Source organism: Allosediminivita pacifica (genome assembly GCF_003054175.1).
Taxonomy (GTDB): Bacteria; Pseudomonadota; Alphaproteobacteria; order Rhodobacterales; family Rhodobacteraceae; genus Allosediminivita; species Allosediminivita pacifica.
In genome coordinates, this window is record NZ_QBKN01000006.1 from 66949 (window position 1) to 89780 (window position 22832).

Annotated in this window: 22 protein-coding genes and 2 tRNA genes; 8 read left to right on the plus strand and 16 right to left on the minus strand. The window is 67.6% G+C overall.

The features are described 5' to 3' along the window. The first annotated feature begins 123 nt into the window (after positions 1 to 123). A complete protein-coding gene (locus tag C8N44_RS06195) occupies positions 124 to 546 on the plus strand; it encodes a CoA-binding protein (protein ID WP_107975313.1) in 423 nt (140 codons plus the stop codon). A gap of 4 nt (positions 547 to 550) precedes the next feature. Here C8N44_RS06195 and C8N44_RS06200 read toward each other — a convergent pair whose 3' ends face one another. The 5 genes from C8N44_RS06200 to hisA form a co-directional block, all read right to left on the minus strand. Further along, a complete protein-coding gene (locus tag C8N44_RS06200; RefSeq protein WP_107975314.1) occupies positions 551 to 1912 on the minus strand; it encodes a GntP family permease in 1362 nt (453 codons plus the stop codon). 77 nt (positions 1913 to 1989) lie between these two features. Beyond that, on the minus strand, positions 1990 to 2301 hold the full coding sequence (locus C8N44_RS06205; RefSeq protein ID WP_107975315.1) for a phosphoribosyl-ATP diphosphatase: 312 nt from the start codon (positions 2299 to 2301) through the stop codon (positions 1990 to 1992). Then, positions 2298 to 3062, minus strand: a complete 765-nt coding sequence (gene hisF, locus C8N44_RS06210) for an imidazole glycerol phosphate synthase subunit HisF (RefSeq protein WP_107975316.1) — start codon at positions 3060 to 3062, stop codon at positions 2298 to 2300. Before hisF ends, C8N44_RS06205 begins: the two co-directional genes overlap by 4 nt. A 47-nt stretch (positions 3063 to 3109) precedes the next feature. Beyond that, positions 3110 to 3397, minus strand: coding sequence for a hypothetical protein (locus tag C8N44_RS06215; protein ID WP_107975317.1), 288 nt, complete (start codon positions 3395 to 3397; stop codon positions 3110 to 3112). Positions 3398 to 3401: 4 nt separating this feature from the next. Beyond that, positions 3402 to 4124, minus strand: a complete 723-nt coding sequence (gene hisA / locus C8N44_RS06220) for a 1-(5-phosphoribosyl)-5-[(5-phosphoribosylamino)methylideneamino]imidazole-4-carboxamide isomerase (protein ID WP_107975318.1) — start codon at positions 4122 to 4124, stop codon at positions 3402 to 3404. Positions 4125 to 4278: 154 nt separating this feature from the next. Here hisA and C8N44_RS06225 point away from each other — a divergent pair, with 154 nt between their 5' ends. From C8N44_RS06225 to C8N44_RS06235, 3 genes are all read left to right on the plus strand, one after another. Beyond that, on the plus strand, positions 4279 to 4665 hold the full coding sequence (locus C8N44_RS06225; RefSeq protein ID WP_107975319.1) for a DUF2147 domain-containing protein: 387 nt from the start codon (positions 4279 to 4281) through the stop codon (positions 4663 to 4665). A 107-nt stretch (positions 4666 to 4772) separates the two neighbouring features. Then, positions 4773 to 5165, plus strand: coding sequence for a DUF2147 domain-containing protein (locus C8N44_RS06230; RefSeq protein WP_107975320.1), 393 nt, complete (start codon positions 4773 to 4775; stop codon positions 5163 to 5165). A gap of 64 nt (positions 5166 to 5229) precedes the next feature. Then, positions 5230 to 6066 carry an alpha/beta fold hydrolase gene (locus tag C8N44_RS06235; protein WP_107975321.1) on the plus strand — a complete coding sequence of 279 codons (837 nt, stop codon included), beginning with the start codon at positions 5230 to 5232 and terminating at the stop codon, positions 6064 to 6066. Positions 6067 to 6081: 15 nt separating this feature from the next. On the opposite strand, the gene C8N44_RS06240 is transcribed toward C8N44_RS06235, so the two are convergent. The 3 genes from C8N44_RS06240 to hisB form a co-directional block, all read right to left on the minus strand. After that, entirely contained in the window at positions 6082 to 6435 is a 354-nt protein-coding gene (locus tag C8N44_RS06240) for a cupin domain-containing protein (RefSeq protein WP_107975322.1), read from the minus strand. Continuing rightward, positions 6432 to 7067, minus strand: coding sequence for an imidazole glycerol phosphate synthase subunit HisH (hisH, locus tag C8N44_RS06245; RefSeq protein ID WP_107975323.1), 636 nt, complete (start codon positions 7065 to 7067; stop codon positions 6432 to 6434). Before hisH ends, C8N44_RS06240 begins: the two co-directional genes overlap by 4 nt. 77 nt (positions 7068 to 7144) lie before the next feature. Continuing rightward, complete coding sequence (gene hisB, locus C8N44_RS06250) at positions 7145 to 7732, minus strand: imidazoleglycerol-phosphate dehydratase HisB (protein ID WP_107975324.1); 588 nt, start codon at positions 7730 to 7732, stop codon at positions 7145 to 7147. 126 nt (positions 7733 to 7858) lie between these two features. On the opposite strand from hisB, the gene C8N44_RS06255 reads away from it, so the two are divergent. Both C8N44_RS06255 and C8N44_RS06260 read left to right on the plus strand, forming a co-directional pair. After that, positions 7859 to 8098 carry an Lrp/AsnC ligand binding domain-containing protein gene (locus tag C8N44_RS06255; protein WP_107975325.1) on the plus strand — a complete coding sequence of 80 codons (240 nt, stop codon included), beginning with the start codon at positions 7859 to 7861 and terminating at the stop codon, positions 8096 to 8098. Positions 8099 to 8106: 8 nt separating this feature from the next. Further along, positions 8107 to 8439 (plus strand): hypothetical protein, encoded by a 333-nt coding sequence (locus C8N44_RS06260; RefSeq protein ID WP_158274009.1) that lies wholly within the window; start codon positions 8107 to 8109, stop codon positions 8437 to 8439. Positions 8440 to 8446: 7 nt separating this feature from the next. On the opposite strand, the gene C8N44_RS06265 is transcribed toward C8N44_RS06260, so the two are convergent. After that, positions 8447 to 8632 carry a hypothetical protein gene (locus C8N44_RS06265; protein WP_107975327.1) on the minus strand — a complete coding sequence of 62 codons (186 nt, stop codon included), beginning with the start codon at positions 8630 to 8632 and terminating at the stop codon, positions 8447 to 8449. Positions 8633 to 8723: 91 nt separating this feature from the next. On the opposite strand from C8N44_RS06265, the gene C8N44_RS06270 reads away from it, so the two are divergent. Then, a complete protein-coding gene (locus C8N44_RS06270) occupies positions 8724 to 9629 on the plus strand; it encodes a LysR substrate-binding domain-containing protein (protein ID WP_107975328.1) in 906 nt (301 codons plus the stop codon). Positions 9630 to 9665: 36 nt separating this feature from the next. Here the strand turns inward: C8N44_RS06270 and C8N44_RS06275 are convergent. From C8N44_RS06275 to C8N44_RS06295, 5 genes are all read right to left on the minus strand, one after another. Then, a tRNA-Gly gene (locus C8N44_RS06275) sits at positions 9666 to 9740 on the minus strand. 23 nt (positions 9741 to 9763) lie between these two features. After that, a tRNA-Gly gene (locus C8N44_RS06280) sits at positions 9764 to 9838 on the minus strand. A gap of 109 nt (positions 9839 to 9947) precedes the next feature. After that, positions 9948 to 10844, minus strand: a complete 897-nt coding sequence (locus tag C8N44_RS06285) for a helix-turn-helix transcriptional regulator (protein ID WP_158274010.1) — start codon at positions 10842 to 10844, stop codon at positions 9948 to 9950. A gap of 426 nt (positions 10845 to 11270) precedes the next feature. Beyond that, entirely contained in the window at positions 11271 to 14720 is a 3450-nt protein-coding gene (locus C8N44_RS06290) for a pyruvate carboxylase (RefSeq protein ID WP_107975330.1), read from the minus strand. A 283-nt stretch (positions 14721 to 15003) separates the two neighbouring features. Further along, positions 15004 to 16146, minus strand: coding sequence for an alpha-hydroxy acid oxidase (locus C8N44_RS06295; RefSeq protein ID WP_107975331.1), 1143 nt, complete (start codon positions 16144 to 16146; stop codon positions 15004 to 15006). Between the two features lie 178 nt (positions 16147 to 16324). Between C8N44_RS06295 and C8N44_RS06300 the strand changes: the two genes are divergently transcribed. Further along, entirely contained in the window at positions 16325 to 18703 is a 2379-nt protein-coding gene (locus tag C8N44_RS06300) for an ATP-dependent helicase (RefSeq protein ID WP_107975332.1), read from the plus strand. Positions 18704 to 19083: 380 nt separating this feature from the next. Here the strand turns inward: C8N44_RS06300 and C8N44_RS06305 are convergent, their stop codons facing one another. Both C8N44_RS06305 and C8N44_RS06310 read right to left on the minus strand, forming a co-directional pair. After that, complete coding sequence (locus tag C8N44_RS06305) at positions 19084 to 20079, minus strand: AI-2E family transporter (RefSeq protein WP_170121067.1); 996 nt, start codon at positions 20077 to 20079, stop codon at positions 19084 to 19086. 189 nt (positions 20080 to 20268) lie between these two features. Next, entirely contained in the window at positions 20269 to 22821 is a 2553-nt protein-coding gene (locus tag C8N44_RS06310; protein ID WP_158274011.1) for a hypothetical protein, read from the minus strand. Positions 22822 to 22832 lie beyond the last annotated feature (11 nt).

Below are 22832 nucleotides of genomic sequence, written 5' to 3' on the forward strand. Positions count from 1 at the left end.
TCTCTATCAGGATCGCGGGTACGGAACACTCGCGAGCCCTTCACTGTCCCTCGTTCCGTGACTGGCGCCCAAGGTTTTCCTTGGGCGCATTTTCTTTTCTCGTGACTGGTTTAAGTGAGGGTCATGACCCAGACAGACAACACGATCAGAGAGATCCTGCAGCGGACGAAGGTGATCGCCCTCGTCGGAGCGTCGATGAAGCCGGAGCGGCCGAGCCACTACGTCGGGCAATTCCTGGTGGAAAAAGGCTATACCGTCATCCCGGTCAACCCCGGCCATGCGGGCGAAGAGCTGTTCGGGCAGGTGGTGCGCGCCTCGCTGGCTGACTGTCCGGCGGAGGTCGACATGGTCGATGTCTTCCGCCGCTCCGAAGAGGTCCCCGGCGTTGTGGATGAGGCGCTGGAGGCGCTGCCGAACCTGCGCACGGTCTGGATGCAGTTGGGAATTTCCAACGCCGAGGCCGTGGCCAAGGCCGAGGCGCGCGGTCTGGACGTGGTCCAGGATCGCTGCCCCAAGATGGAATACCCGCGCCTGATCGGGGTCTGAGCCCTCAGAAGGTTCCGAAAACGCGGGCGAGGCCCAGCACCACCACAAGCGCCAGCACGGGCACTGCGACGGCCACGAGGAAGACGGGGCCGTAAGCCTGCCGGTGCGTGAGGCCGCCGATGGTGAGCAGCGTGATGACCGCGCCGTTGTGCGGCAGGGCGTCGAGCCCGCCGGTGGCAAGCGCCGTCACGCGGTGCAGCAGGGCGGGGTCGAGCCCCTCGGCCTGCGCGCGCTGCAGGTAGTCGGCGCCGAGCGCGTCGAGCGCGATGGACATGCCACCCGAGGCCGAGCCGGTGATCCCGGCCAGCACGCTTGCCGCCACGGCGAGGGATTCGGCGGCGCCGCCGGGCATGTCCTCGATCGCGCGGCGGATCACGTCGAAGGCAGGCAAGGCGGCCATGACGGCGCCGAAGCCCACGAGGCTCGCGGTGTTCATGAGCGGCATGAGGCTGTCCTGCGCCCCTTGGCCGAGGGCGGCCATGGGCTCGGAAATCTGCCGGCGGAAGAGCGCGAGCGACAGCAGGATCGCCCCGGCGAGGCTGGTGAGCACGGCCCAGAGGCCGGTGAGGGTCGCAGGATCGACGCCGCCCCATTGCTCTTCCTGCAGAAAGGAGAAATCCATCGCCGGAAAGATCGCGCGGCTGAGCAGCAGGTTCAGCGCCAGCACCAGCACGATGGGCAGGAGCGCCTGCCAGGCGGGCGGTGCGTCGTCGCGGACGGTGGAATCGTTCTCGCCGGTGCCCTCGATGCCCTCGCGCCGGCCGATGAAGTTGAGGATCATCAGGCCACCGCCCGCCATGATGACGGCGGCGATGATGCCGAGGCCCGGGGCGGCGTAGAGGTCGGTGCCGAAGTAGGGCATCGGGATCGCGTTCTGTATCGCGGGCGTGCCGGGCAGGGCGGTCATGGTGAAGGTGAACGCGCCAAGCGCGATGGCCGCGGGGATCAGCCGGTCGGGTGTGCCCGCCTGTGCAAAGAGCGCGCGTGCCAGCGGGTAGACCGTGAAGGCGACCACGAAGAGCGAGACGCCGCCGTAGGTGAGCAACCCGCAGGCCACCACCGTGGTGGCGATGGCGTGGTCGGCCCCGAGGCGCCGGACGACCGCCTGAGCGAGGGCTTCCGCCGCGCCGCTGTGGGCCATGACCTTGCCGAAGAGCGCGCCCAGCAGGAAGAGCAGGAAGAACTCGGTCACGAAGCCGCCGAGCGCGGGCATGAAGACCTGCGTCATCGTCGCCAGCAACGGCTGGGTCGCGAGCAGGGCGGCCACCAGCGCCATGAGGGGCGCGAGCAGCATGACGGAAGTCCCGCGCGCCGAGAGCGCGATGAGCAGGACAAGCGGTAGAATCAGGACAAGCCAAGCAACCATAGGGCGAGTGAACCAGCATTGCTGCGCGGGCAAAAGCCGTTTCGCTCGCGTGGCAACAGGGTGACGCGCGGTCGTGCTCAGCCCTTGCGGGCGGCCTTCTCGGCGATGCCGGAGGTGCCCTGCCGGCGGTCGAGCTCGGCCATGACGTCCGCGAGCGGCACGTCGCGGGCACGGAGCATCACCAGCAGGTGGAAGAGCACGTCGGCGGCCTCGGAGGTGAGGCGGTAACGGTCGCCCTTGGCGGCTTCGATGATCGCCTCGACGGCCTCTTCGCCGAATTTCTCGGCGCATTTCTCGGGGCCCTTGGCGAGGAGCTTGGCGGTCCAGCTTGTCTCGGGGTCGGCGGCGGCGCGGGTGTCGATCACCCGGGCCAGTTCTTCGAGCGTCATGGCGCGGGTCTCATGGGGACGCCGTGATCCATCATGTACTGCTTGGCTTCGGCGATGGAGTAGGTGCCGAAGTGGAAGATCGAGGCGGCGAGCACGGCAGAGGCATGGCCCTCGGTCACGCCCTCGACGAGGTGGTCGAGCGTGCCGACGCCGCCCGAGGCGATCACCGGCACGTTCACCGCGTCGGCGATGAGGCTCGTCAGTTCGTTGTCGAAGCCGGACTTGGTGCCGTCGCGGTCCATCGACGTGATAAGCAGTTCGCCCGCGCCCTTGGCCGCGATGCGGAAGGCGAAGTCGACGGCGTCGATGCCAGTTTCCTTGCGGCCACCGTGGGTGAAGATCTCCCACCGGCCGTCCGCGACCTTCTTGGCGTCGATTGCCACGACCGTGCACTGGCTGCCGAACCGGTCGGCGCTTTCGGACACCACGTCGGGGTTCGAGACGGCGGCGGACATGAAGCTGACCTTGTCAGCGCCGGCCAGCAGGAGCTTGCGCACGTCCTCGACACTGCGCACGCCGCCGCCAACGGTGAGCGGTATGAAGCACTGCTCGGCCGTGCGCGTGACCACGTCGTACATGGTGTCGCGGTTTTCGTGGGAGGCGTTGATGTCGAGAAAGCAGATCTCGTCGGCGCCGGCCGCATCGTAGGCGCGGGCGGCTTCGACCGGATCGCCGGCATCGCGGAGGTCGACGAAGTTGACGCCCTTGACCACACGGCCATCGGCGACATCGAGGCAGGGAATGAGACGGGTCTTCAGCATGGGCTTTGACTAGCGCGAATGGCGGGGGTGGAAAAGTGGGAAACCGCTCAGGAGCGCGCGCGGAAGCGGCGCAGGGCATCGATCAGCACCAGCACGAGGAGCACGAGGGCCGCCAGCGCGGCCACGGGCAGGGTCACGAGCATGAACCAGCCCGACACGAAGGCGGTGTAGAGCGCGTCGCCCCAGTCGGTGCCCGAGATCATGCAGGAATGCACGCTGCCCTCGTCCAGGCGGCAGCCGGCCTGTTCGGCGATGGCGGAAGCGGCCATGACCGCCCCCAGCGGCGCAAGGCAGGCCAGGATCACCACGACAAGGATGACGGCAGCGGTGCGCAAGGGCCTACTTGCGCAGCGCGGCGAGCGCGTCCGCGAGGTCGATCTTGCCGTCGTAGAGCGCGCGGCCCGAGATGGCGCCGTTGAGCTTGGCGCCGCAGTCGCGCAGGGCGATGAGGTCCTTGAGGCTGCTGACGCCGCCGGAGGCGATGACGGGGATCGTCACGGCCTCGGCCAGCGCCGCGGTGGCGGCGATGTTTGGCCCTTCCATGGCGCCGTCGCGGTTGATGTCGGTGTAGATGATCGCGGCGACGCCGGCGTCCTCGAACTTGCGGGCAAGATCGGTGGCCTCGATATCGGTGACCTCGGCCCAGCCGCGGGTGGCGACGCGGCCGCCCTTGGCGTCGATGCCGACGGCGACCTGTCCGGGGAAGTTGCGCGCGGCCTCGCGCACGAGGTCGGGATCCTCGACCGCGGCGGTGCCGAGGATGACGCGGGCGAGACCCTTGTTCAGCCAGGCCTCGATCGTGGCCATGTCGCGGATGCCGCCGCCGAGCTGGGCGGGGGTCTGCGTCTGGCTCAGGATGCGATCCACGGCATCGCCGTTCACGGGCTGACCGGCGAAGGCGCCGTTGAGGTCGACAAGGTGCAGCCATTCGCAGCCGGCGGCCACGAATTCGAGCGCCTGGGCGGCCGGATCGTCGTTGAAGACTGTCGCCTTTTCCATGTCGCCGCGCAGCAGGCGCACGGCCTTACCGTCCTTGAGGTCGATGGCGGGGTAGAGGATCATTTTGCGCGTCCCGTCAAAGTGTTGACCGGGGGTCCCCGGCGTTGGCGCCATTTACGGGGACGCAGCGGCACATGCAAGCTTACCATGCGTCACGCTTGATCGGTCTGCCAGCTTTCCGACACGCTTTGCCCATCATGGCAAGGGAGGAGAGACCATGAAAGCACTGAAACTGGCGGCTGCGCTCATGCTGCTGGCCGGCGCCGCCTCGGCGGATCCGGTCGAGGGCATGTGGAAGACGCAGCCCGACGACGGCGCCTACGCCTATGTCCGGATGGCGCCCTGCGGCGGGGGGAACATCTGCGGGGTGATCGAGCGGACCTTCAACGATGGCGGCGAATATCGGTCTCCGAACATCGGCAAGACGCTGGTCATCAACATGGCGCCGCAGGGTGGCGGCAGCTATGAGGGCCGCGTCTGGCGACCGTCGAACGACAAGATTTACCTCGGCAAGATGGAGCTAAACGGCAACCGGCTTGACCTGTCCGGCTGTGTGGCCGGCGGACTTTTCTGCAAGACCCAGACCTGGGCGCGGCTGAAGTAACCCGATCGGCAGGGTTTCGCAGAGGCGGTGGCGGGTCCGGAACCGGGCCCGTCAACCATTGTTTTACCATATCTGAACATATGGTTGATGCACCGCTTGGAGGACCCATGACCCGTCTCGCCGCCTTCGTTGCCTTAGGTATCTTCACAGGGACAGCCGCGATCGCGGCGGATCCCGCGACCGGGCTCTGGCGGACGGAGCCTGACCGCAAGGACCTGACCAGCCTGATCCGCGTCAGCGAATGCGGCGCAGCGCTTTGCGGCACGATCGAGAAGGCCTTCAACCCGCGAGGGGAGGAGGTGACAACGCCGAATGTGGGCAAGCGGCTGTTCTGGGACCTGAAACCGCAGGGGGATGGGGCCTATGCGGATGGCACGGTCTACGTCCCGCTGATGGACGTGACTGCGACCGCCAAGGCCGAACTCAGCGGCGACAAACTCAAGGTCACGGGTTGCAAGGGGCCCGTCTGCGACGGGCAGGTCTGGACCCGGGTGCAGTAATCCGGAACGGCGCAGGTCCGGCCGCGTTGGCCCGGTGAACCTACTTCACCGGGAGACCCGATTTATGCCCATGATCACTGCGCAGGACGGCACGCCCCTTTTCGTAAAGGACTGGGGCGACGCGGTGAGCACCAGTCCCACGATCATCCTGATCCATGGCTGGCCGCTCAACTCCGATAGCTGGGAATACCAGGCCGTCAGGCTGGCCGAGGAAGGCTACCGCGTCATTTCCTATGACCGCCGCGGCTTTGGCCGCTCGGGTCAGCCCTGGTCGGGCTACAACTACGACATGCTGTCGGATGACCTTGCCGCGGTGATCGAGTCGCTGGGCCTGTCGGACGTGACGCTGGTGGGCTTTTCCATGGCGGGCGGCGAGATCCTGCGCTTCATGAACCGCCATAACGGCCACAAGGTGGCGCGCGTGGCGCTGGTGTCCTCCATCGCGCCCTTCCTGCTCAAGACCGACGACAACCCCGACGGCGCGCCGGAGGATGTCTTCGAGGGCATGAAGCAGAACCTGCGCAAGGACCGTCAGGGGTTCCTTCAGGACTTCTTCAAGGACTTCTACGGGCAGGGCACCGAGGGCGGCGGTGTGAGCCAGGGGCAGCTCGACTGGTCGTTCCAGATGGCCATGATGGCGAGCCCCAAGGCGACGCTCGATTGCGTCGACGCCTTCGGCAAGACCGACCTGCGCGGGGATCTGGAGTTCATGACCAAGCCCACGCTGGTGATCCACGGCACCGCGGATGCGACCGTGCCGATCGAGCCGACGGCCCACCAGGTGGTGAAGCACGTCGAGGGCGCGACGCTCAAGGAATACGAGGGCGCGCCGCACGGGATTCCCGCGACGCATGCGGACAGGCTGTTCGATGACCTGCTGGAGTTCATCAAGACGACCTGAGCAGGTCGTGCCCCGTCAGATGACCTGACGGGGGGCTGCCGTGTCCGGATCGCCCGTGTTGGGCGTTCCGGTCGGTTCGATCAGCAGGATATGCGCCTCGCCCCGGGCGACGGGGCGGTGCTCCACGTCCCGCGGGATGACGAACATCTGACCTTCGGACAGGTGCACGGTGCGGTCGCGAAGTTCGATGTCGATCTCTCCCTTGAGGACAAGGAAGAAGTCGTCGGTGTCGGGATGCGCGTGCCAGTGGTATTCGCCCTCGATGCGGGCGACCATGACGTCGTGGCCGTTGAATTCTGCGACCGTGCGCGGCGCCCACTGCTCGGAGAAGCTTGCCAGCTTCTCGGCCAGGTCGATCGCGTCGCTCATGGCTTCCAGCGCAGGAAGTTGCCGATCATGCGCAGGCCGGGGCCGGCGCTTTTCTCGGGGTGGAACTGCAGGCCGACGGTGGTTTCGTTGGCCACGATGGCGGTGACGTCGCCGCCGTACTGGACGTGCGCGATGCGGTGATCGAAGTTCGCCAGCCGCATCTGATAGGAGTGCACGAAATAGGCGTGCTCGCCCGGTTCGATCCCCTCGAGCACCGGGTGCGGGTTGTCAAAGACGAGATCGTTCCAGCCCATGTGCGGCACCTTCAGGCCGGGCTCGCCCGGCGTGATGTACATCACCTCGCCGTCGATCCAGCCGAGCCCTTCGGTGGCCTCGTACTCATGCCCCTTGCGGGCCATGAGCTGCATGCCGACGCAGATGCCGAGGAAGGGAACGCCGCGTTTCTCGACGGCTTCCAGCATGGCCTCGTAGCAGCCGCTGTCGCGCAGCGCCTTGGCGCAGGCCGGGAAGGCGCCGTCGCCGGGCAGGACGAGGTGATCGGCCTTGGCCACGATGTCGGGGTCTGTGGTGACCTTCACCTCGGCGCCGGTGGTTTCGGCGGCCATCTTCTGGAACGCCTTTTCCGCCGAGTGCAGATTGCCGCTCTCGTAGTCGATGATGGCCGTGAGCATGAGGTGTCTCTCCCGCGATTTGTCGGGCCGCAGAGGTCGCCCGAAAAGCAGTGAAAATCAAGTACCGGGCGCTGCCCTCAGAGCGCGCCCTTGGTGGATGGGATGTCGTCGGCCTTGCGCGGGTCGGGTTCGACCGCTTCGCGCAGGGCGCGGGCGACGGCCTTGAAGGCAGCCTCGACGATGTGGTGGCTGTTGAGCCCGTGCAGCGTGTCGACGTGCAGGGTGATCCCGCCGTGGCTGGACAGCGCCTGGAAGAATTCGCGCACCAGTTCGGTGTCGAAGGTGCCGATCTTCGCGCTGGGCAGCTCCATGTTCCACACCAGGTAGGGCCGCGCGGAAAGGTCCAGCGCGGCGCGCACCAGCGCGTCGTCCATGGGCAGCAGGCAGGCGCCATAGCGGCGGATGCCGCGCTTGTCGCCGAGCGCCTTCACCAGCGCCTGGCCAAGCGCGATGCCCGTGTCCTCGACCGTGTGGTGATCGTCGATGTGCAGATCGCCCTTGGCGGTGATCTCCATGTCGATCAGCGAATGCCGCGCGAGCTGGTCCAGCATGTGGTCGAAGAAGCCGACGCCGGTGCTGTTGGCGTAGTGGCCCGAGCCATCGAGATCGATGCTGATGCGGATCTCGGTCTCGGCTGTCTTGCGGTGGATCTCGGCCTTGCGCATGGGGCACCCCTTCGGTCTTTCGCGCGGTTATAGGGGGCCGGATCGGGGGCGCCAAGGGGCGCCGTCTGGCCATTGCCAGCCCCCCTGCGCTATGTCAGCGTGCGAGCGACAGTGAAAGGCCCTTCCATGACAACCTGCGTCTTCGTTCAGATCCGCTGCAAGCCGGGCACAACCTACAAGGTTGCCGAAGAAATCGCGCTGCGTGAAATCCATTCCGAGCTTTACTCGACATCGGGCGAATACGACCTGCTGATGAAGCTCTACATCCCCGAGGGCGCGGATGTGGGCAAGTACATCAACGAAGAGTTGCTGAGCATCGCCGGGATCGAGCGGTCGCTCACGATCATGACCTTCAAGGCGTTTTGAGGGTGCGGGTGGGCCTGCTGGCACTGGCGCTCTGGGTGGCTCTGCCCGGTGGCGTGGCGGCGCAGCAGGTCTACAGCGGCCGCGAGGCGCAGGCGCTGAAATGCGCCTGGATCTTCTCGAAAACCGCGTCGATGCTGGAAAATGCCGACCTGATCTCGATCGAGGATCTCGAGACCTCGCTGATGGTGAGCGCGCGGATCCTTCAGCTTTATGTTTCGGGGGATGACCGGACCAAGCTGGCCGGTCTGCGGGTCGTCGGGACACGGCGGAACGCGATCGAGACGCTTGCGGAGTTCCGTGGCCAGAGCATGGCCTGCCTGCGTATGTTCCCGGTGGAGTGAACGGCCCTCAGTCGGGACGGACGGTTTCGGGGTCGAAGGGCAGGTCGGCCAGCTCTCGCTTGGACATCTTCGCGACCTGCGGATGGGACAGCGGATCGCGCTGCCACCGGGTTTCGGGGCGCGTCGGGCGCCGGAAGAGCCGGGGCAGTCCGATGCGGATGTAGCCGAGGCTGGGGAAGGGTGATCGGGTCATCTGTGGTATCATGTATGTCATGGACGATAGATAGGTGCGCTGGGCGCGCGCGGGAATCGACTTCGCGACGACGGGGCTTTAGAAAAGCTAAATGCGAAACCTGAACGCGATCCCCCTGTCGGCCCTGCGTGTCATAGAGGCGGTGGCCCGGACCGGCACGCTGGCCGCGGCCGCGGAGGAGCTGGGTGTGACGGCGGGCGCGCTGAGCCAGCGGCTGGGTAAGGCCGAAAAGGCGCTGGGGCAGCCGCTGTTCCTGCGCGCCTCGACCGGGCTGTCGCCGACGGACGCCTGCGCGCGGATCGCGCCGCGCCTGACCTCGGCCTTCACCGAGCTTTCGGGCGCCCTGGATGACCTGCGCGAAGAGGCGGAGTCGGTTCTGACGATCACTGTGGCGCCGATCTTTGCCAGCCGCTGGCTGATCTGGCGGATCGGGCGGTTCAACGAGTGTCACCCCGGTGTCAGCGTGCGGCTGGTGCCCGGCGTGCCGCTGGTGGACCTCGACCGGTCGGGACATGACGCGGGCATCCGTGTGCTGCCGGCCTCGGCCGCGCGGCCCGCGAATGCGGTCAAGCTGCTGGACCAGCGCGTGTTTCCGGTGATGTCGCCCGCGCTGGCGCGAGGGGTGAAGGTGCCGGAAGATCTGCTGCGCCTGCCCGTGATCCGAGAGAACGAGGGGCTTCAGGGCTGGGGGCCTTGGTGGGAGGGCATGGGGCGGGTGCCGCCCGTGATGCCGGCAGGACCCGCCTACGAGGATGCCTCGCTCTGTCTTGACGCGGCGATGATGGGGCAGGGCGTTTTCATGGCCTGGGAAACTCTGGCCTGCGACGCGCTCGAGCGCGGGCAGGTGGCTTCGCCTTTCCCGGAGCGGATCCGGACGGGGTCGACCTACTGGTTCGCGACGCGCGGCGCCTCGGCGCGCAAGCCGGCGCTGCTGGAGTTCCGCAACTGGATCCAGGAGGAGATCGATGTGTCGATCCGCCAGTGGCGGGGTACTTGAGGCCAGCTGATTATTTGTGAGGAAAGACCGGGTCGATGGAGCGGGCGAGGCGATTCGAACGCCCGACCCTTACCTTGGCAAGGTAATGCTCTACCCCTGAGCTACGCCCGCATATCCATCGATGTCGGCCATTCTGGAGCGGGCGATGAGATTCGAACTCACGACCCTTACCTTGGCAAGGTAATGCTCTACCCCTGAGCTACGCCCGCGTCCCTGAATGGGTAGCGGGGATTTAACGGTCCCCCGTCGGGCGTGCAAGAGGAAATTTCCGCCTTTTTCTTGCTTTTCGGCACGCCGTCACGTCAGCCTGTCCGCTGCCTATTCGGCCGCGGTGCTGTCGCTTTCGGGGCAGATGAGATCGGTGTTCTCGGTCGCACCGGCATGGGTGCTGAGATAGACCGTGGCCTGCGACGTCTGACCCCGCAGGAGCGGGTCGGGAACGAGCCCCAGCCGCATGGCCAGCGCCGCGAGATCCGCGCGATTCTGGGCGCCTGTCTTCTGCTGCACCGTGGCCAGCCGCTGCCGGACGGCGGAAAACGAGATGCCGAGCGTGTGGGCGATCTGCTTGTCCATCATGCCGAGCCCGACGAGGCCGATCAACTCGCGCTGCTTCTCGGTTAGGCCGTACTTGGTGACCATCTCCTTCTTGAGCAGCTCGGTGTAGCGCAGGTGGGCCGAATGCGAGAGGGCGTGGAGCGTCCAGCCATGCCGGATGAGCAGATCGTCGAAGTCGGGCTTTGAGTGAGCTCCGCCGAAGGTCATCAGGGCGGCCTGGCCGTCGATCCCCATGCGCAGGGGGAAGGCGACCGCCGCGTCCACGCCGAGCTGCGAAGCCATCATGAGATGCTGGCGGCGTTCGGGTGAGATCGTTCCCATTTCATCGAAATAGGAAACCCCGACGGTGACCGGCGTAAGATAATGGCAGCCGTGGCTGCGGAACGTGGCCGTGTCGCGCAGGTGCTGATACTCGTCGATCCAGGTCAGCCAGACGGAGTCGATCGTGGTGTGCACGAACTGGGGGCGGGCCGGATTGCGGAAATCAGTGGCGTAGGTGTATTCGACGAAGGGAAGCGCCATCTCGGCCCCGGTCTGCACCAGGATATCCCAGACCGCGCGGGTCGAGTTCGCTGCCTCCAACTCCACGAGTCCGCGGAGAAGCCGCTCGGGTATGAAGGATTCGTTTTCTTGGATGGCGCGGCCATCTGGATGATTCATAACAAAACTACGTCTGTTCGATCTTGGCGGTGAGTGCCGCTGAGGGCAGGCCGACATGGCCGAGGCGTTGGAAAAATTTGGTCAGACACAAGCGTTTGTGCCTTGTTTGGTAAAGCATCTTGACCCGCACCCAGCAAGTCACACCCCTGTTCGGAAGTGTGTCAGGGATGTGGCGGCCTGTAGGGTGGCGGGGGCAGGGCACGCTCAATATTTTGATATGAAAGGATTTGTTCGGAATTCGGGCAGTATTGACGCCAAGTAACGGCGGGGCTCGCGAATTTTGTGTCAGCGGCGCGCCTGCGCAAACGCTGCCGCGTGTCAGCGGACCGTCCCGCGCCCGTCAGGGCGGACACACATGATTGCAGACTGGACCGATGGATCGGAGGGATCCCCCCGCCCGGCAGGCCGGGCAGGGGCTGAGCCGTGTTACTCTTCGAACTCGATGAGCAGGTCCTTGGCGTCGATCTGGCCGCCGGGCTGAACGTGCACCGCCTTGACCGTGGCGTCGCGCTCGGCGTGCAGGCCGGTTTCCATCTTCATGGCCTCGATGGTCAGCAGCAGGTCGCCTTCCTTGACCTTCGATCCCGGCTGAACCGCGATCGAGGCGACGACGCCGGGCATGGGCGCGCCGACGTGGGCGGCGTTGCCCGGTTCGGCCTTGGGCTTGGCGCCCTTGGCCGCGCCGGACTTGCGGTCGGGCACGCGGATCGTGCGGGGCTGGCCGTTCAGCTCGAAGAAGACGCGGACCTCGCCATCGTCCTGCGTTTCGCCCACGGTGACGAGGCGGATTTCCAGCGTCTTGCCGGGGTCGATCTCGGCAGTGATCTCCTCCTCGGGCTCCATCCCGTAGAAGAAGGTCCGCGTCGGCAGGCTGCGCACGGGGCCGTACCTCTGGTGACGTTCCACGTAGTCGGTGAAGACCTTGGGATACATCAACCAGCCGTTCAGGTCCTCGCGGTCGATCTCCACGTCTTCCCACTTGGCGTTGAGCTCGGCATGGGCGGCGTCGAGGTCGACGGGCTCGAGATGCTTGCCGGGGCGGTCCTTGCGGGGTTTCTCGCCCTTGAGCACCTTCTTGGTAATGCCTTCGGGAAAGCCGCCCGGCGGGAAGCCGAGATCGCCGCGCATCATGCCGATGACGCTGTCGGGGAAGCTCACGTCCTTCTTGGGGTCTTCCACATCTTCGCGGGTGAGACCCTGGCTGACCATCATCAGCGCCATGTCGCCGACAACCTTGGAAGACGGCGTGACCTTTACGATGTCACCGAACATCATGTTCACGTCTCGGTAGGTCTTGGCGACCTCGTGCCAGCGTTCCTCGAGCCCCATGGAGCGCGCCTGCGCCTTTAGGTTGGTGAACTGGCCGCCCGGCATCTCGTGAAGATACACCTCGGAGGCAGGGGCCTGCTGGCCGCTTTCGAAGGCGGCGTACTGGCCGCGGACGGTCTCCCAGTAGTTGGAGATCTCGCGGATCGCGCCGATGTCGAGGCCGGTGTCGCGCTCGGTGAAGCGCAGCGACTCGACGATGCTGCCGAGGGTCGGCTGGCTGGTGTTGCCCGAAAGCGCGTCCATGGCCGCGTCGACCGCATCGACGCCTGCGCGCACGCATTCCATGACGGTGGCGATGGCCGCGCCGCTGGTGTCATGGGTGTGGAAGTGGACGGGCAGGCCCACCTCTTCCTTGAGCGCCTTGATGAGCATGTGGGCCGCGCTGGGTTTCAGCAGGCCCGCCATGTCCTTGAGCCCGAGAACATGGGCACCGGCGTCCCGCAGTTCCTTGCCCATGGAGACGTAGTACTTCAGGTCATACTTGGCGCGTTCGGGGTCAAGGATGTCACCCGTGTAGCAGACGGTGCCTTCGCAGATCTTGCCGCTGTCGATCACCGCGTCCATGGCGACGCGCATGTTTTCGACCCAGTTGAGGCTGTCGAAGACTCGGAAGACGTCGACGCCGCTTTCGGCTGCCTGGCGCACGAATTCCTGCACGACGTTGTCGGGGTAGTTGGTGTAGCCGACACCATTCGAGCCGCGCAGAAGCATCTGCGTCATGATGTTGGGCATCCGCGCGCGGATGTCGCGCAGGCGCTGCCAGGGGCATTCCTGAAGGAAGCGGTAGGCCACGTCGAAGGTGGCGCCGCCCCAGCATTCCACGCTGTAGAGCCCCGAGAGCTTGCTGGCATAGGCGGGCGCGACCTTGATCATGTCGAGCGAGCGCATCCGCGTGGCCAGCAGCGACTGGTGGCCGTCGCGCATGGTGGTGTCGGTGATGAGCACGTGCTTCTGCTCGGCCAGCCAGTCGGCCACGGCCTGCGGGCCCTTCTCGTCGAGCAGCGTGCGGGTGCCTGCGGGCGGGGTTTCGTCCCAGGGGACCTCGGGTGCCTTCGGGGGCTTGAGGTCGGCGGCGGGACGGGCGCGCCCGGCCACCTCGGGGTGCTCGTTCACCGTGATGTCGGCGATGTAGGTCAGCACCTTGGTCGCGCGGTCGCGGCGCTTCTTGAAGTCGAAGAGCTCTGGTGTCTCGTCGATGAACTTCGTCGTATACTGGTTGGTGCGGAAGGTTTCGTGCCGCAGCAGGTTGATGACGAAGTCGATGTTGGTGCTGACGCCGCGAATGCGAAATTCGCGCAGGGCGCGGTCCATCCGGGCGATGGCCTTTTCGGGCGTCGGCGCCTTGGCGGTGACCTTCACCAGCAGCGAATCGTAGTAGCGGGTGATGACGCCGCCGGCATAGGCGGTGCCCCCGTCGAGCCGGATGCCCATGCCTGTGGCCGAGCGGTAGGCCGTGATGCGGCCGTAGTCGGGGATGAAGTTGTTCATCGGATCTTCGGTGGTGATCCGGGTCTGCAGCGCGTGGCCGGTCAGGCGCACGTCGTACTGGCTGGCACGGCCCGTCGCCTCGGAGAGCGACTTGCCCTCGGCGATCATGATCTGAGCCTGCACGATGTCGATGCCGGTGACCTCTTCTGTCACCGTGTGTTCGACCTGCACGCGCGGGTTCACCTCGATGAAGTAGAACTGGCCGGTCTCCATATCCATCAGGAATTCGACCGTGCCGGCGCATTCGTAGTTCACGTGCGAGCAGATCTTGCGGCCAAGCTCGCAGAGTTCTTCGCGCTGGGCCTCGCTCAGATATGGCGCCGGGGCGCGCTCGACGACCTTCTGGTTGCGGCGCTGGACCGAGCAGTCGCGTTCGTAGAGGTGGTAGATGTTGCCCATCTTGTCGCCGAGGATCTGGACCTCGACGTGGCGGGCACGGGTGATCATCTTCTCGAGGTAGCCCTCGCCGTTGCCGAAGGCGGCCTCGGCTTCGCGGCGCCCTTCGAGCACCTTTTCCTTCAGCTCCTTGGCGTCGTTGACCGGACGCATGCCGCGTCCGCCGCCGCCCCAGCTTGCCTTGAGCATGAGGGGAAAGCCGATTTCCTCGGCTTCCTTGGTGATGGCGTCGAAGTCGTCGCCCAGCACCTCGGTCGCGGGGATGACGGGCACGCCCGCCTCGACCGCGACGCGCCGGGCGCTCGCCTTGTCGCCGAGCGCGCGCATGGTTTCGGCGCGCGGGCCGATGAAGGTGATCCCGGCCTCGGCGCAGGCGTCCACGAACTCGGGGTTCTCGGAGAGGAGGCCGTAGCCGGGGTGGATCGCGTCGGCGCCCGACATCTTGGCGACACGGATGATCTCGGGGATCGAGAGGTAGGCCTGAACGGGGCCGAGCCCCTCGCCGATGCGGTAAGCCTCGTCCGCCTTGAAACGGTGCAGGCCGAGCTTGTCCTCCTCGGCGTAGATGGCGACGGTGCGTTTGCCCATCTCGTTGGCGGCACGCATGATCCGGATCGCGATCTCGCCCCGGTTGGCGATGAGGATTTTCTTGAACTCGGACATGTGCCAGCCTCCCTCGTATTGTGCACTTGCAGAAATTTGTAGGACGTTTCGTTGGGGGCCACAATGTCGCAAGTGGGGGAATGGATCACAGCTGTGCCACTGGCGCGCCAGATCGCGCCCGGCTGACTGGGCCGCGAGGAACAAGGTCCCGAGCAGTGCCGTTTCCACCTTAGCCCGGCTTGGTCATCGGCCAACGCTTGGGGTAACCGGATGCCCCTGCGCTCTGCGCCGGTGGCACCGGGAGCGTCGTCCCGCCCCACCGGGGCGGCGCATTCCCGTTGCCTTATCCGTCCAGCGACAGCGCGAGCCCTCGCACGTCGCCTGGCCGGGCCAAACCGAGTTGCCCGAGGTTTGCGATCAGGTCCCGCTTGAGGATCTCCACGAGATGTGCCGGCCCTGCCTCGCCGAGCGCGGACAGCGCGTAGTGAAAGGCGCGGCCCAGCATGGTGAAATCCGCGCCGAGCGCCATGGCCCGGAGGATGTCGAGCCCGCCTTCGATGCCGCTGTCGAAGATCAACGGCAGGTCGGTGGCGGCCCTTACCCGCGGCAGCGCGTCAATGGCGGCGGGGCCGCCGTCGAACTGACGCCCTGCGTGGTTCGAAATCCATATGGCATCGACACCCGCTTCCTCGATCCGGCTTGCATCCCCGCCGCGCAGCACGCCCTTGACGATCAGGTGCCCCTGCCAGTGATCGCGCAGCCAGTGCAGGTAGTCCCAGTCGGGCGCCGTGCGCAGCAGGTAGCCGATGTGCGCGGTCGGATCGCGGCTTTCCATGTCGCGGCTGTAGGGATCGAGCGTGGCCATGTGCGGCATGCCGTGCCGCAGCCTCTGAAGCGCCCAGGTGGGCCGGATGGCGCATTGCAGGGCCACGCGGGGCGTGAGCCGCGGCGGTTGGGTGAGGCCGGAGCGCAGGATGCGCTCGCGGCGCGAGGCGACAGGCACGTCGACGGTCAGAACGAGGCCAGTGAAGCCCGCGTCCCGGGAGCGGGCGAGCATGTCGCGGCGGATCTCGGGGTCGCGCGGCGGATACAGCTGGAACCAACCGGCGGGGCCGAGATGGGGACCGACCTCCTCGGGGGCTGCGGTCGCGACGGTCGAGAGGCTATAGGGGATGCCCGCCGTGGCGGCGGTGCGGGCGAGGGTGGTTTCGGCGCCCGGGCGGATCAGGCCGGACATGCCGACCGGGGCGATGCCCACCGGCAGGGCGTGGGCCTGGCCGAGGAAGTCGGTGGACAGGTCGGCGGCGATCTCGCCGCGCAGCACCGGCGGCTCGAAGAGCACCCGGTCGAGGGCGGCGCGGTTGCGGGCCTGCGCAGACTCTGCACCCGTGCCGCTGTCGAGGTACTCCCAGACGAAGCGCGGCAGGCGCCGTCGGGCCGCGCGGCGCAGGTCGGAAATGGCGGGATAGCGTGCGTTGAGGTCCATGGCGGTATCTGGCGCCGGGCAGGGCGTCTTGTCCACCGTCCTGGACGGTATGGCCGTTGAGGCGTGCGCAGATCGCCGGTCGCGGCCTAGCGGCGGCGGCGGTTTTCCCCAAGAGAATGTGCGAACAAATCGGAAACGCTGCTTTATCTCGGGGCATGGCGACGCTACATTGCCGCGCATGAGCAGCTTCGACGATATGGACGCCTTCGAGGCGGCATCTCTATCCGCGCGCGCCATGGCCGCGCGGCCGGCCCCCTATCTGGACAGCCTCAACCCCGCGCAGCGCGAGGCGGTCGAGCATCTCGACGGTCCGGTGCTGATGCTGGCGGGCGCGGGCACCGGCAAGACCAAGGCGCTGACGACGCGGATCGTGCACCTGCTCAACACCGGGCGGGCGCGCCCGAACGAGATCTTGTCGGTGACCTTCACCAACAAGGCCGCGCGCGAGATGAAGTCGCGGGTCTCGGCCACGCTGGGCCAGACGGTCGAGGGGATGCCTTGGCTCGGCACCTTCCACGCCATTTGCGTGAAGCTGCTGCGGCGGCACGCGGAGCTGGTTGAGCTGAAGTCGAACTTCACGATCCTCGACCGCGACGATCAGATCCGCTTGCTCAAGCAGCTGATCCAGGCCGCGGGCATCGACGAGAAGCGCTGGCCCGCGCGGCAGTTGTCCTCGATCATCGACGACTGGAAGAACCGCGCACTGACGCCCGACAAGGTGCCTGCCGCCGATGCGGGCGCCTACAACCACAAGGGTCCACAGCTTTACGCCCAGTACCAGGCGCGCCTGCGCGAGCTGAACGCCTGCGATTTCGGCGACCTGCTGCTGCACATGGTGACGATCTTCCAGACGCATCCGGACGTGCTGGAGCAATACCAGCGCTGGTTCCGCTATATCCTCGTGGACGAATACCAGGATACCAACGTCGCGCAGTATCTCTGGCTGCGGCTGCTGGCGCAGGGGCATCGCAACATCTGTTGCGTGGGCGACGACGACCAGTCGATCTACGGATGGCGCGGCGCCGAGGTGGGCAACATCCTGCGGTTTGAGAAGGATTTCCCCGGCGCACATGTGGTGCGGCTGGAGCAGAACTACCGCTCGACCCCGCATATCCTCGCCGCCGCGTCGAACGTGATCCGGGGCAACAGCTCGCGGCTGGGCAAGGAGCTCTGGACCGAGGCCGACAGCGGCGAGAAGGTGCGCCTGATCGGCCACTGGGATGGCGAGGAAGAGGCCCGCTGGATTGGGGAGGAGGTCGAGTCGATGCAGGCTGGCACGCGGGGCATGGCGCCGCGCGGGCTCGACGACATGGCGATCCTCGTGCGGGCCTCGCACCAGATGCGGGCCTTCGAGGACCGCTTCCTGACGATCGGGTTGCCCTACCGGGTGATCGGCGGGCCGCGCTTCTACGAGCGGCTCGAGATCCGCGATGCCATGGCCTATTTTCGGCTGGTGGTTTCGCCCGAGGACGACCTCGCCTTCGAGCGGATCGTGAACACGCCCAAGCGGGGGCTCGGCGACAAGGCGCAGCAGACGATCCAGCGCATCGCGCGGGACAACGGCCTGCCGCTGGTCGAGGGCGCGCGCCGGGCCGTCGAGGACGGGGCCATCAAGGGCAAGGGCGGCGCCGCGCTGCGCGAGCTTCTGGACGGGCTGGTCCGCTGGGGCCGCATGACCGGCGATCCGGACATGACCCACATGGAGCTGGCCGAGGTGATCCTAGACGAGAGCGGCTATACCGGCATGTGGCAGGCCGACAAGACGCCCGAGGCGCCGGGCCGGCTGGAGAACCTCAAGGAGCTGGTGAAGGCGCTCGAGGGCTTCGAGAACCTGCAGGGCTTCCTCGAGCACGTGAGCCTCGTCATGGACAACGAGAGCGACGACGGCGGCGAGAAGGTGTCGATCATGACGCTGCACGCGGCCAAAGGGCTGGAGTTTCCCGTGGTCTTCCTGCCGGGCTGGGAGGACGGGCTGTTCCCCTCGCAGCGGAGCATGGACGAGAGCGGCGTGAAGGGCCTCGAAGAGGAGCGGCGGCTGGCCTACGTGGGCATCACCCGCGCCGAGGAGGTCTGCACGATCAGCTTCGCCGGCAATCGCCGGGTTTTCGGCCAGTGGCAGAGCCAGATGCCCTCGCGCTTCATCGACGAGCTGCCCGAGGATCATGTGGAGGTGCTGACGCCGCCGGGGCTGTACGGCGGCGGCTACGGGGCCGCGGGCATGTCGGCCAGCGCCTCGCCGCAGATCATGGCGGGGCAGGCGAGCGGGCTGCATGACCGGGCGAGCCGGGCGGACGTCTACAATTCGCCGGGCTGGAAGCGGATGCAGGCGCGCAGCCAGGAGCGACCCGTGAGCCAGCCGCGCGAGAGCCGGGCGCAGGTGATCGACCTCGACGCCGTGTCGTCCTTCGAGACCGGGCAGCGGGTCTTCCACCAGAAGTTCGGCTACGGCGAAATCATCGGCATCGAGGGCGACAAGCTGGAGGTGGCCTTCGAGAAGGCGGGGACCAAGAAGGTCGTGGCCAAGTTCGTGCACGCCGAGGATGACGTGCCCTTTTGAGGTGTCCCGGGCCGGGACATCCTGGCGCTTCAATGAACTCAATGGCTTGCAGAGACGGTTTAACCGGATCTTAGGAATGTCCCCGATTTTCGGGATCTTGTCCGTGATGGCGGAGGAGCCAGGGGCGCTGCCCCTCTGGCGCCTTTGGCGCCATTCACCCCGAGGTATTTGGGGCGAGAAGAAGCTGGGGCGAGACCGTTGTGGATGGGGGCGGCAGGGTTCGGGCTCTCGCTGGTGTGGCGGGCGGTACCTTTCGGGGGCGCTGCCCCCATTGGCGCCTGCGGCGCCATTCCCCCCGAGATATTTGAGCCAAGAAGAAGGGGGCGGTTTGGGCCGAGGGCTTCAACGCGGGGGGCGGGCCGGTGTTGCGGGGCTGCGGGTCAGACGCTTCCGCTGGAGGAGAGCATTACGGCGAAGGGTCGGGTGACGCGGATCTCGGCCAGCACGAGCACGAGGCTTGCGGTCATCGGCACGGCGAGGAGCGTGCCGGGCAGGCCCCAGAGCGCGCTCCAGAAGGCAAGCGAGATCAGCACCGCGAAGGGGCTGAGGTTGAAGGCGCGCCCCATCATCCGCGGCTCGAGGTAGCCGCCCACCACGATCTGCGCGGTGGAAAGAGCGAGGATCACGATCCCGGTCATCCAGAGCATGCCGAACTGGGCGAGGCTGAGCAGCGCCGGGAGCAGCACGCCGATCAGCGATCCGATGTAGGGGATGTAGTTCAGGAAGGCGATGAGCACGGCCCAGAAGAGCGCGAACTCGATCCCCAGCAGCAGCATGATCGCGTAGGAGACCGCGCCGAGGATGACGTTGACCGTGGTCTTGACGAAGAGGTACTGGCCGATTCTTTCGTTCACATGCGCGAGGATCGACAGCGTACGGTCGCCGAGCTGCGGATCGCCCGCCGCGATGATGACCTTGCGCGCGAGCACGCCGCGCTCGGCCATGAAGAAGGCCGAGTAGAGCACCACGAGGAAAAGCGTGGTGCCGAAGCCGCGCAGCGACAGCAGGGCGGGCGCGATCAGCGAGCGTGCGTCGAACTGGTCGAAGGTGGCGCTGCGGAGGTTTTCCCATGTGGGCTCGTCGTCGATGCCGACGAGGCTCGCGGTGCGGGTGAGCAGCAGGTCGAGGTTCGATTCGTAGCGCGGCAGGGCGGCGGCGATCTGGGCGAGGTTGTTGATGACCAGCACGAAGAGCAGGACGACCGCCACGGCGAAGCCGAGCAGGATCAGCGTGCGCCGTGCCCAGGGGGGGAAGCGGCGCAGGAGTGGCACGCGGTCGATGCTCGCCGCGGCGGTGGAGAGCACGTAGACCGAGATGATCGCCGCCAGGAGCGGCAGCAAGACGGGCTTGCCCACCCAGAGCAGCCAGCCGATCATGACGGTCAGGGCGGTTCCGTATGTTGCGCTCTTGAGGGTCAGCCTGGCACCTTCGCGGTAGGGGGATTGCCGTGTCGCGGGCAATTAAGCGCAGGACGGAGGCGAGGTACAGCCCCGCCATGCGGGGCCGCCGCCCGCAGGCCATCCGGGGCGGTCCTCTGCCGGATTGTCGGGCGCAGGCGGTGCCTCTCAGCCGCGCGGCATGTCGAGGGTGATGCTGCGGCCGCCCTTCACGTAACGCAGTTGCGCCTCGCCGATGGCGGCGACGCGGCCGCCGTCGATGCGGTCGCCGACCTTGACCTTCTCGTAGTTGCCGTTGGGCAGGCGGACGAGCGCGCGGCGGTTTTCGGGCGTGCCGTAGACGCCGATGAGGTTCGTCTGGCGGAGGTTGAGCGCGTTGGTGACCGTGGCCTCGCGCGCGACGTTGGTGTTGCTCGGAATGTCCGGCTGGACGCTCCGCTGTGGCGCGGGCGCCGCGGCGGCCTGGGTGATCGTGGCATCCGCCTGTTCGACGATCGCGGCCATGTCGCGGGGCCGGCCGAGTGGCACCAGCGAGGCGGTGACTGCCTGTTCGGTGGCGGGCGAGGACGGGTTGGCGGCGGTGGCCTCTTCCTGGGCGGTCGGCGGACGGCGCACGGGCCGGATGTCGACGAGCTCGTCGCGGCTGAGACCGCTGAGTTGGGCGCGTTCGCGCGATTCCACGATATCGTCGGGGCGGGCCTCGGGGCGGATCTCTGGCAGGGCCTCTTCCGGCACGGCGCCGGGTGTCTCCTCGCTGGTGGTCTCTTCCTCCTGCGGGGCGGGGTTCCGGTCCGGTGGCACGGCGGGCGGCAGTCCGGTGAAGACGCTGTGGCCGGAGGGCGCGCGGGTGCCCTCGGCGCTGGGGCGCACGAGGCCGCGTGCGTCGAGGTCGAAGACCATGCCCGGCGGTGGCGTCAGGCCCGGGTCGGGCAGGGCGGCCTCCTGCACGAGATCGTCGGTGGCGGGAAGGGCGACGGCGTCCTGCTGGGTCACCTCGGGGTCAATGGAGGCCACGTAGACGTCGCCAAGCAGCGTCGGCGCGGGTTCGAGCGGGCCGTTGGGACCACGCTGCCAGATGCCGGTGGCGGCGTAGGTGGCGGCGGCTTCCTCGGGACCGAGCGGCTGGAGGGCGGTGGCGTCGTCGGGTGCTTCAGGCAGGGCGGCGGTTTCGGTCTGTTCTTCCGGTTCCGGGGCAGCGGGTGCGGGCGCGGCGGCGGTTTCGGGCGGCGTCTCGCTCTCGGGTGCCGTCAGTGCCGCGACGCTGGTGTCGCCGCCGCCGAAGAGGGCGGCGATGCGGTCGTCGAAGCGCACCGAGGCCCAGCCCGCGATGGCGGCGAGGGCAAGCAGACCGATGCCAGCGGCGATCAGGCCGGTGGGGCGCGCGGCGGGGCGGTCGTGTTCGCGGCCGCGCGCGCCGAAGAGGGTCATGCGCTCGAGCTCTTCCTCGCGGGAGAGGGCCGTGGCACTGTCGGTGGCGGGGGTCGGCCGGGGCGGTGCGACGGGGGCAGCGGGCCCCGGGATCGGATCCGGGGTGGTGGCTGCTGCCGCAGGTGTCGCCGCGGGGGCGGCGGGTTGCTTGCGGGGCTTCGGTCCGGCTGCGGGCGTGCCGCTGCCACGGCGCTTGCGGGTGCGCAGCTTGCCGAGGGCGGTGGGAACCTCGGGGACATCGTCCTCGGGGGCGGTATCGGCGCGGCCGGAGGAGAAGGAGAGACCCTTGCCGGAGGCGTCGGGGGCGAGTTCGTCATCGCCGATGCGGCCCTCGGTCACGCGGGCGTCGCGGAGCGCGGCATCGGGTTGCGGCACCGGGGTGAAGCGGCGCCGTAGGCTCTGTGCCGAGACCCTGGGATCGGGGGGCAGGTCGCCGGGCTCGCTTGCGAAGGGAGCGGCTTTCGCCGCCTTCGGCTGCGACGGGGGCTGGGCAGCGGAGGTCGGGGCCGCGATTGTGATCGGCGGAGTGGTGGGCTCCGGAGCGGGCGCTGCGTCCGTCTTGCCGGGTGCCGGCGTGCCGAATTCGTGGTTCAGCTTGAGCACAGGCGGCTCGGCCCGGGGGGCGTCGGGGGCTGCCGGCTCGGCCGGGGTGGGCTCGGGTTCCGGTTCGACGATGGCGACGGATGCGGACGATGGCGCCTCGGCCTCGGGGGGCGGGGCCGGTGGCAGGGGACGCGGTTCGGGGCGCAGGGCGGCCTCGTCCGCCGGGATCACGCGGATGGCGGCGGGAAGGCGTTCGGGGGCCTTGCCCGTCCAGGTGCTTGCGCGGCCGAAATCGACGCTGCCGGCGAAGACGTCGTTGCCGGGGGCGGCGACGTGGCCGAGGGGTTCGAAACCGTGCTGGACCGCGAAGGCCTCGGCCTCCTGCAGGGTTTCGCGGGCGACGGCGGCGGCGAACATGCGGCCATGCGCGGCCGACCAGTCATAGACAAGCTGATCGAGCGGGTAGGGCGTGGCGCCGTCGAGGGCGGTCCGGATCGCCGCCTCGCGGGTGTTGGCGTCGCCGCCGGGATCGGCGAGATCGAGGTAGCGGATCTGGTCGTCGGGAATGACCAGCAGCACCCTGCCGCCCTCGGCCGAGAGATCCTCGGCGCGGGTGCGCAGGGCGGAGATGGCCGCATCGGGATCGGCGCCGCCGAAGCCGGCCTCGTCGATCAGGGCCCAGCCGGAGGGCTGCCTGCGCAGGAGGGCGACGCCCTCGGAAGACAGGGAAAGCGCGAAACTCGGAGTCATGGGGTGCTTTT

Coding starts and splice junctions, on each gene's coding strand:
- hisH (WP_107975323.1), bottom strand. CDS start 7,067: ATGCTCACGGCCATCATCGACTACGAGAGCGGCAATCTGCACTCGGCG.
- C8N44_RS06265 (WP_107975327.1), bottom strand. CDS start 8,632: ATGACCCGATCACCCTTCCCCAGCCTCGGCTACATCCGCATCGGACTG.
- C8N44_RS06290 (WP_107975330.1), bottom strand. CDS start 14,720: ATGTCCGAGTTCAAGAAAATCCTCATCGCCAACCGGGGCGAGATCGCG.
- C8N44_RS06270 (WP_107975328.1), top strand. CDS start 8,724: ATGCGAAACCTGAACGCGATCCCCCTGTCGGCCCTGCGTGTCATAGAG.
- C8N44_RS06255 (WP_107975325.1), top strand. CDS start 7,859: ATGACAACCTGCGTCTTCGTTCAGATCCGCTGCAAGCCGGGCACAACC.
- C8N44_RS06310 (WP_158274011.1), bottom strand. CDS start 22,821: ATGACTCCGAGTTTCGCGCTTTCCCTGTCTTCCGAGGGCGTCGCCCTC.
- C8N44_RS06205 (WP_107975315.1), bottom strand. CDS start 2,301: ATGACGCTCGAAGAACTGGCCCGGGTGATCGACACCCGCGCCGCCGCC.
- hisA (WP_107975318.1), bottom strand. CDS start 4,124: ATGATCCTCTACCCCGCCATCGACCTCAAGGACGGTAAGGCCGTGCGC.
- hisB (WP_107975324.1), bottom strand. CDS start 7,732: ATGCGCAAGGCCGAGATCCACCGCAAGACAGCCGAGACCGAGATCCGC.
- C8N44_RS06240 (WP_107975322.1), bottom strand. CDS start 6,435: ATGAGCGACGCGATCGACCTGGCCGAGAAGCTGGCAAGCTTCTCCGAG.
- C8N44_RS06285 (WP_158274010.1), bottom strand. CDS start 10,844: ATGAATCATCCAGATGGCCGCGCCATCCAAGAAAACGAATCCTTCATA.
- C8N44_RS06195 (WP_107975313.1), top strand. CDS start 124: ATGACCCAGACAGACAACACGATCAGAGAGATCCTGCAGCGGACGAAG.
- C8N44_RS06230 (WP_107975320.1), top strand. CDS start 4,773: ATGACCCGTCTCGCCGCCTTCGTTGCCTTAGGTATCTTCACAGGGACA.
- C8N44_RS06225 (WP_107975319.1), top strand. CDS start 4,279: ATGAAAGCACTGAAACTGGCGGCTGCGCTCATGCTGCTGGCCGGCGCC.
- C8N44_RS06200 (WP_107975314.1), bottom strand. CDS start 1,912: ATGGTTGCTTGGCTTGTCCTGATTCTACCGCTTGTCCTGCTCATCGCG.
- C8N44_RS06305 (WP_170121067.1), bottom strand. CDS start 20,079: ATGATCGGCTGGCTGCTCTGGGTGGGCAAGCCCGTCTTGCTGCCGCTC.
- C8N44_RS06235 (WP_107975321.1), top strand. CDS start 5,230: ATGCCCATGATCACTGCGCAGGACGGCACGCCCCTTTTCGTAAAGGAC.
- hisF (WP_107975316.1), bottom strand. CDS start 3,062: ATGCTGAAGACCCGTCTCATTCCCTGCCTCGATGTCGCCGATGGCCGT.
- C8N44_RS06300 (WP_107975332.1), top strand. CDS start 16,325: ATGAGCAGCTTCGACGATATGGACGCCTTCGAGGCGGCATCTCTATCC.
- C8N44_RS06295 (WP_107975331.1), bottom strand. CDS start 16,146: ATGGACCTCAACGCACGCTATCCCGCCATTTCCGACCTGCGCCGCGCG.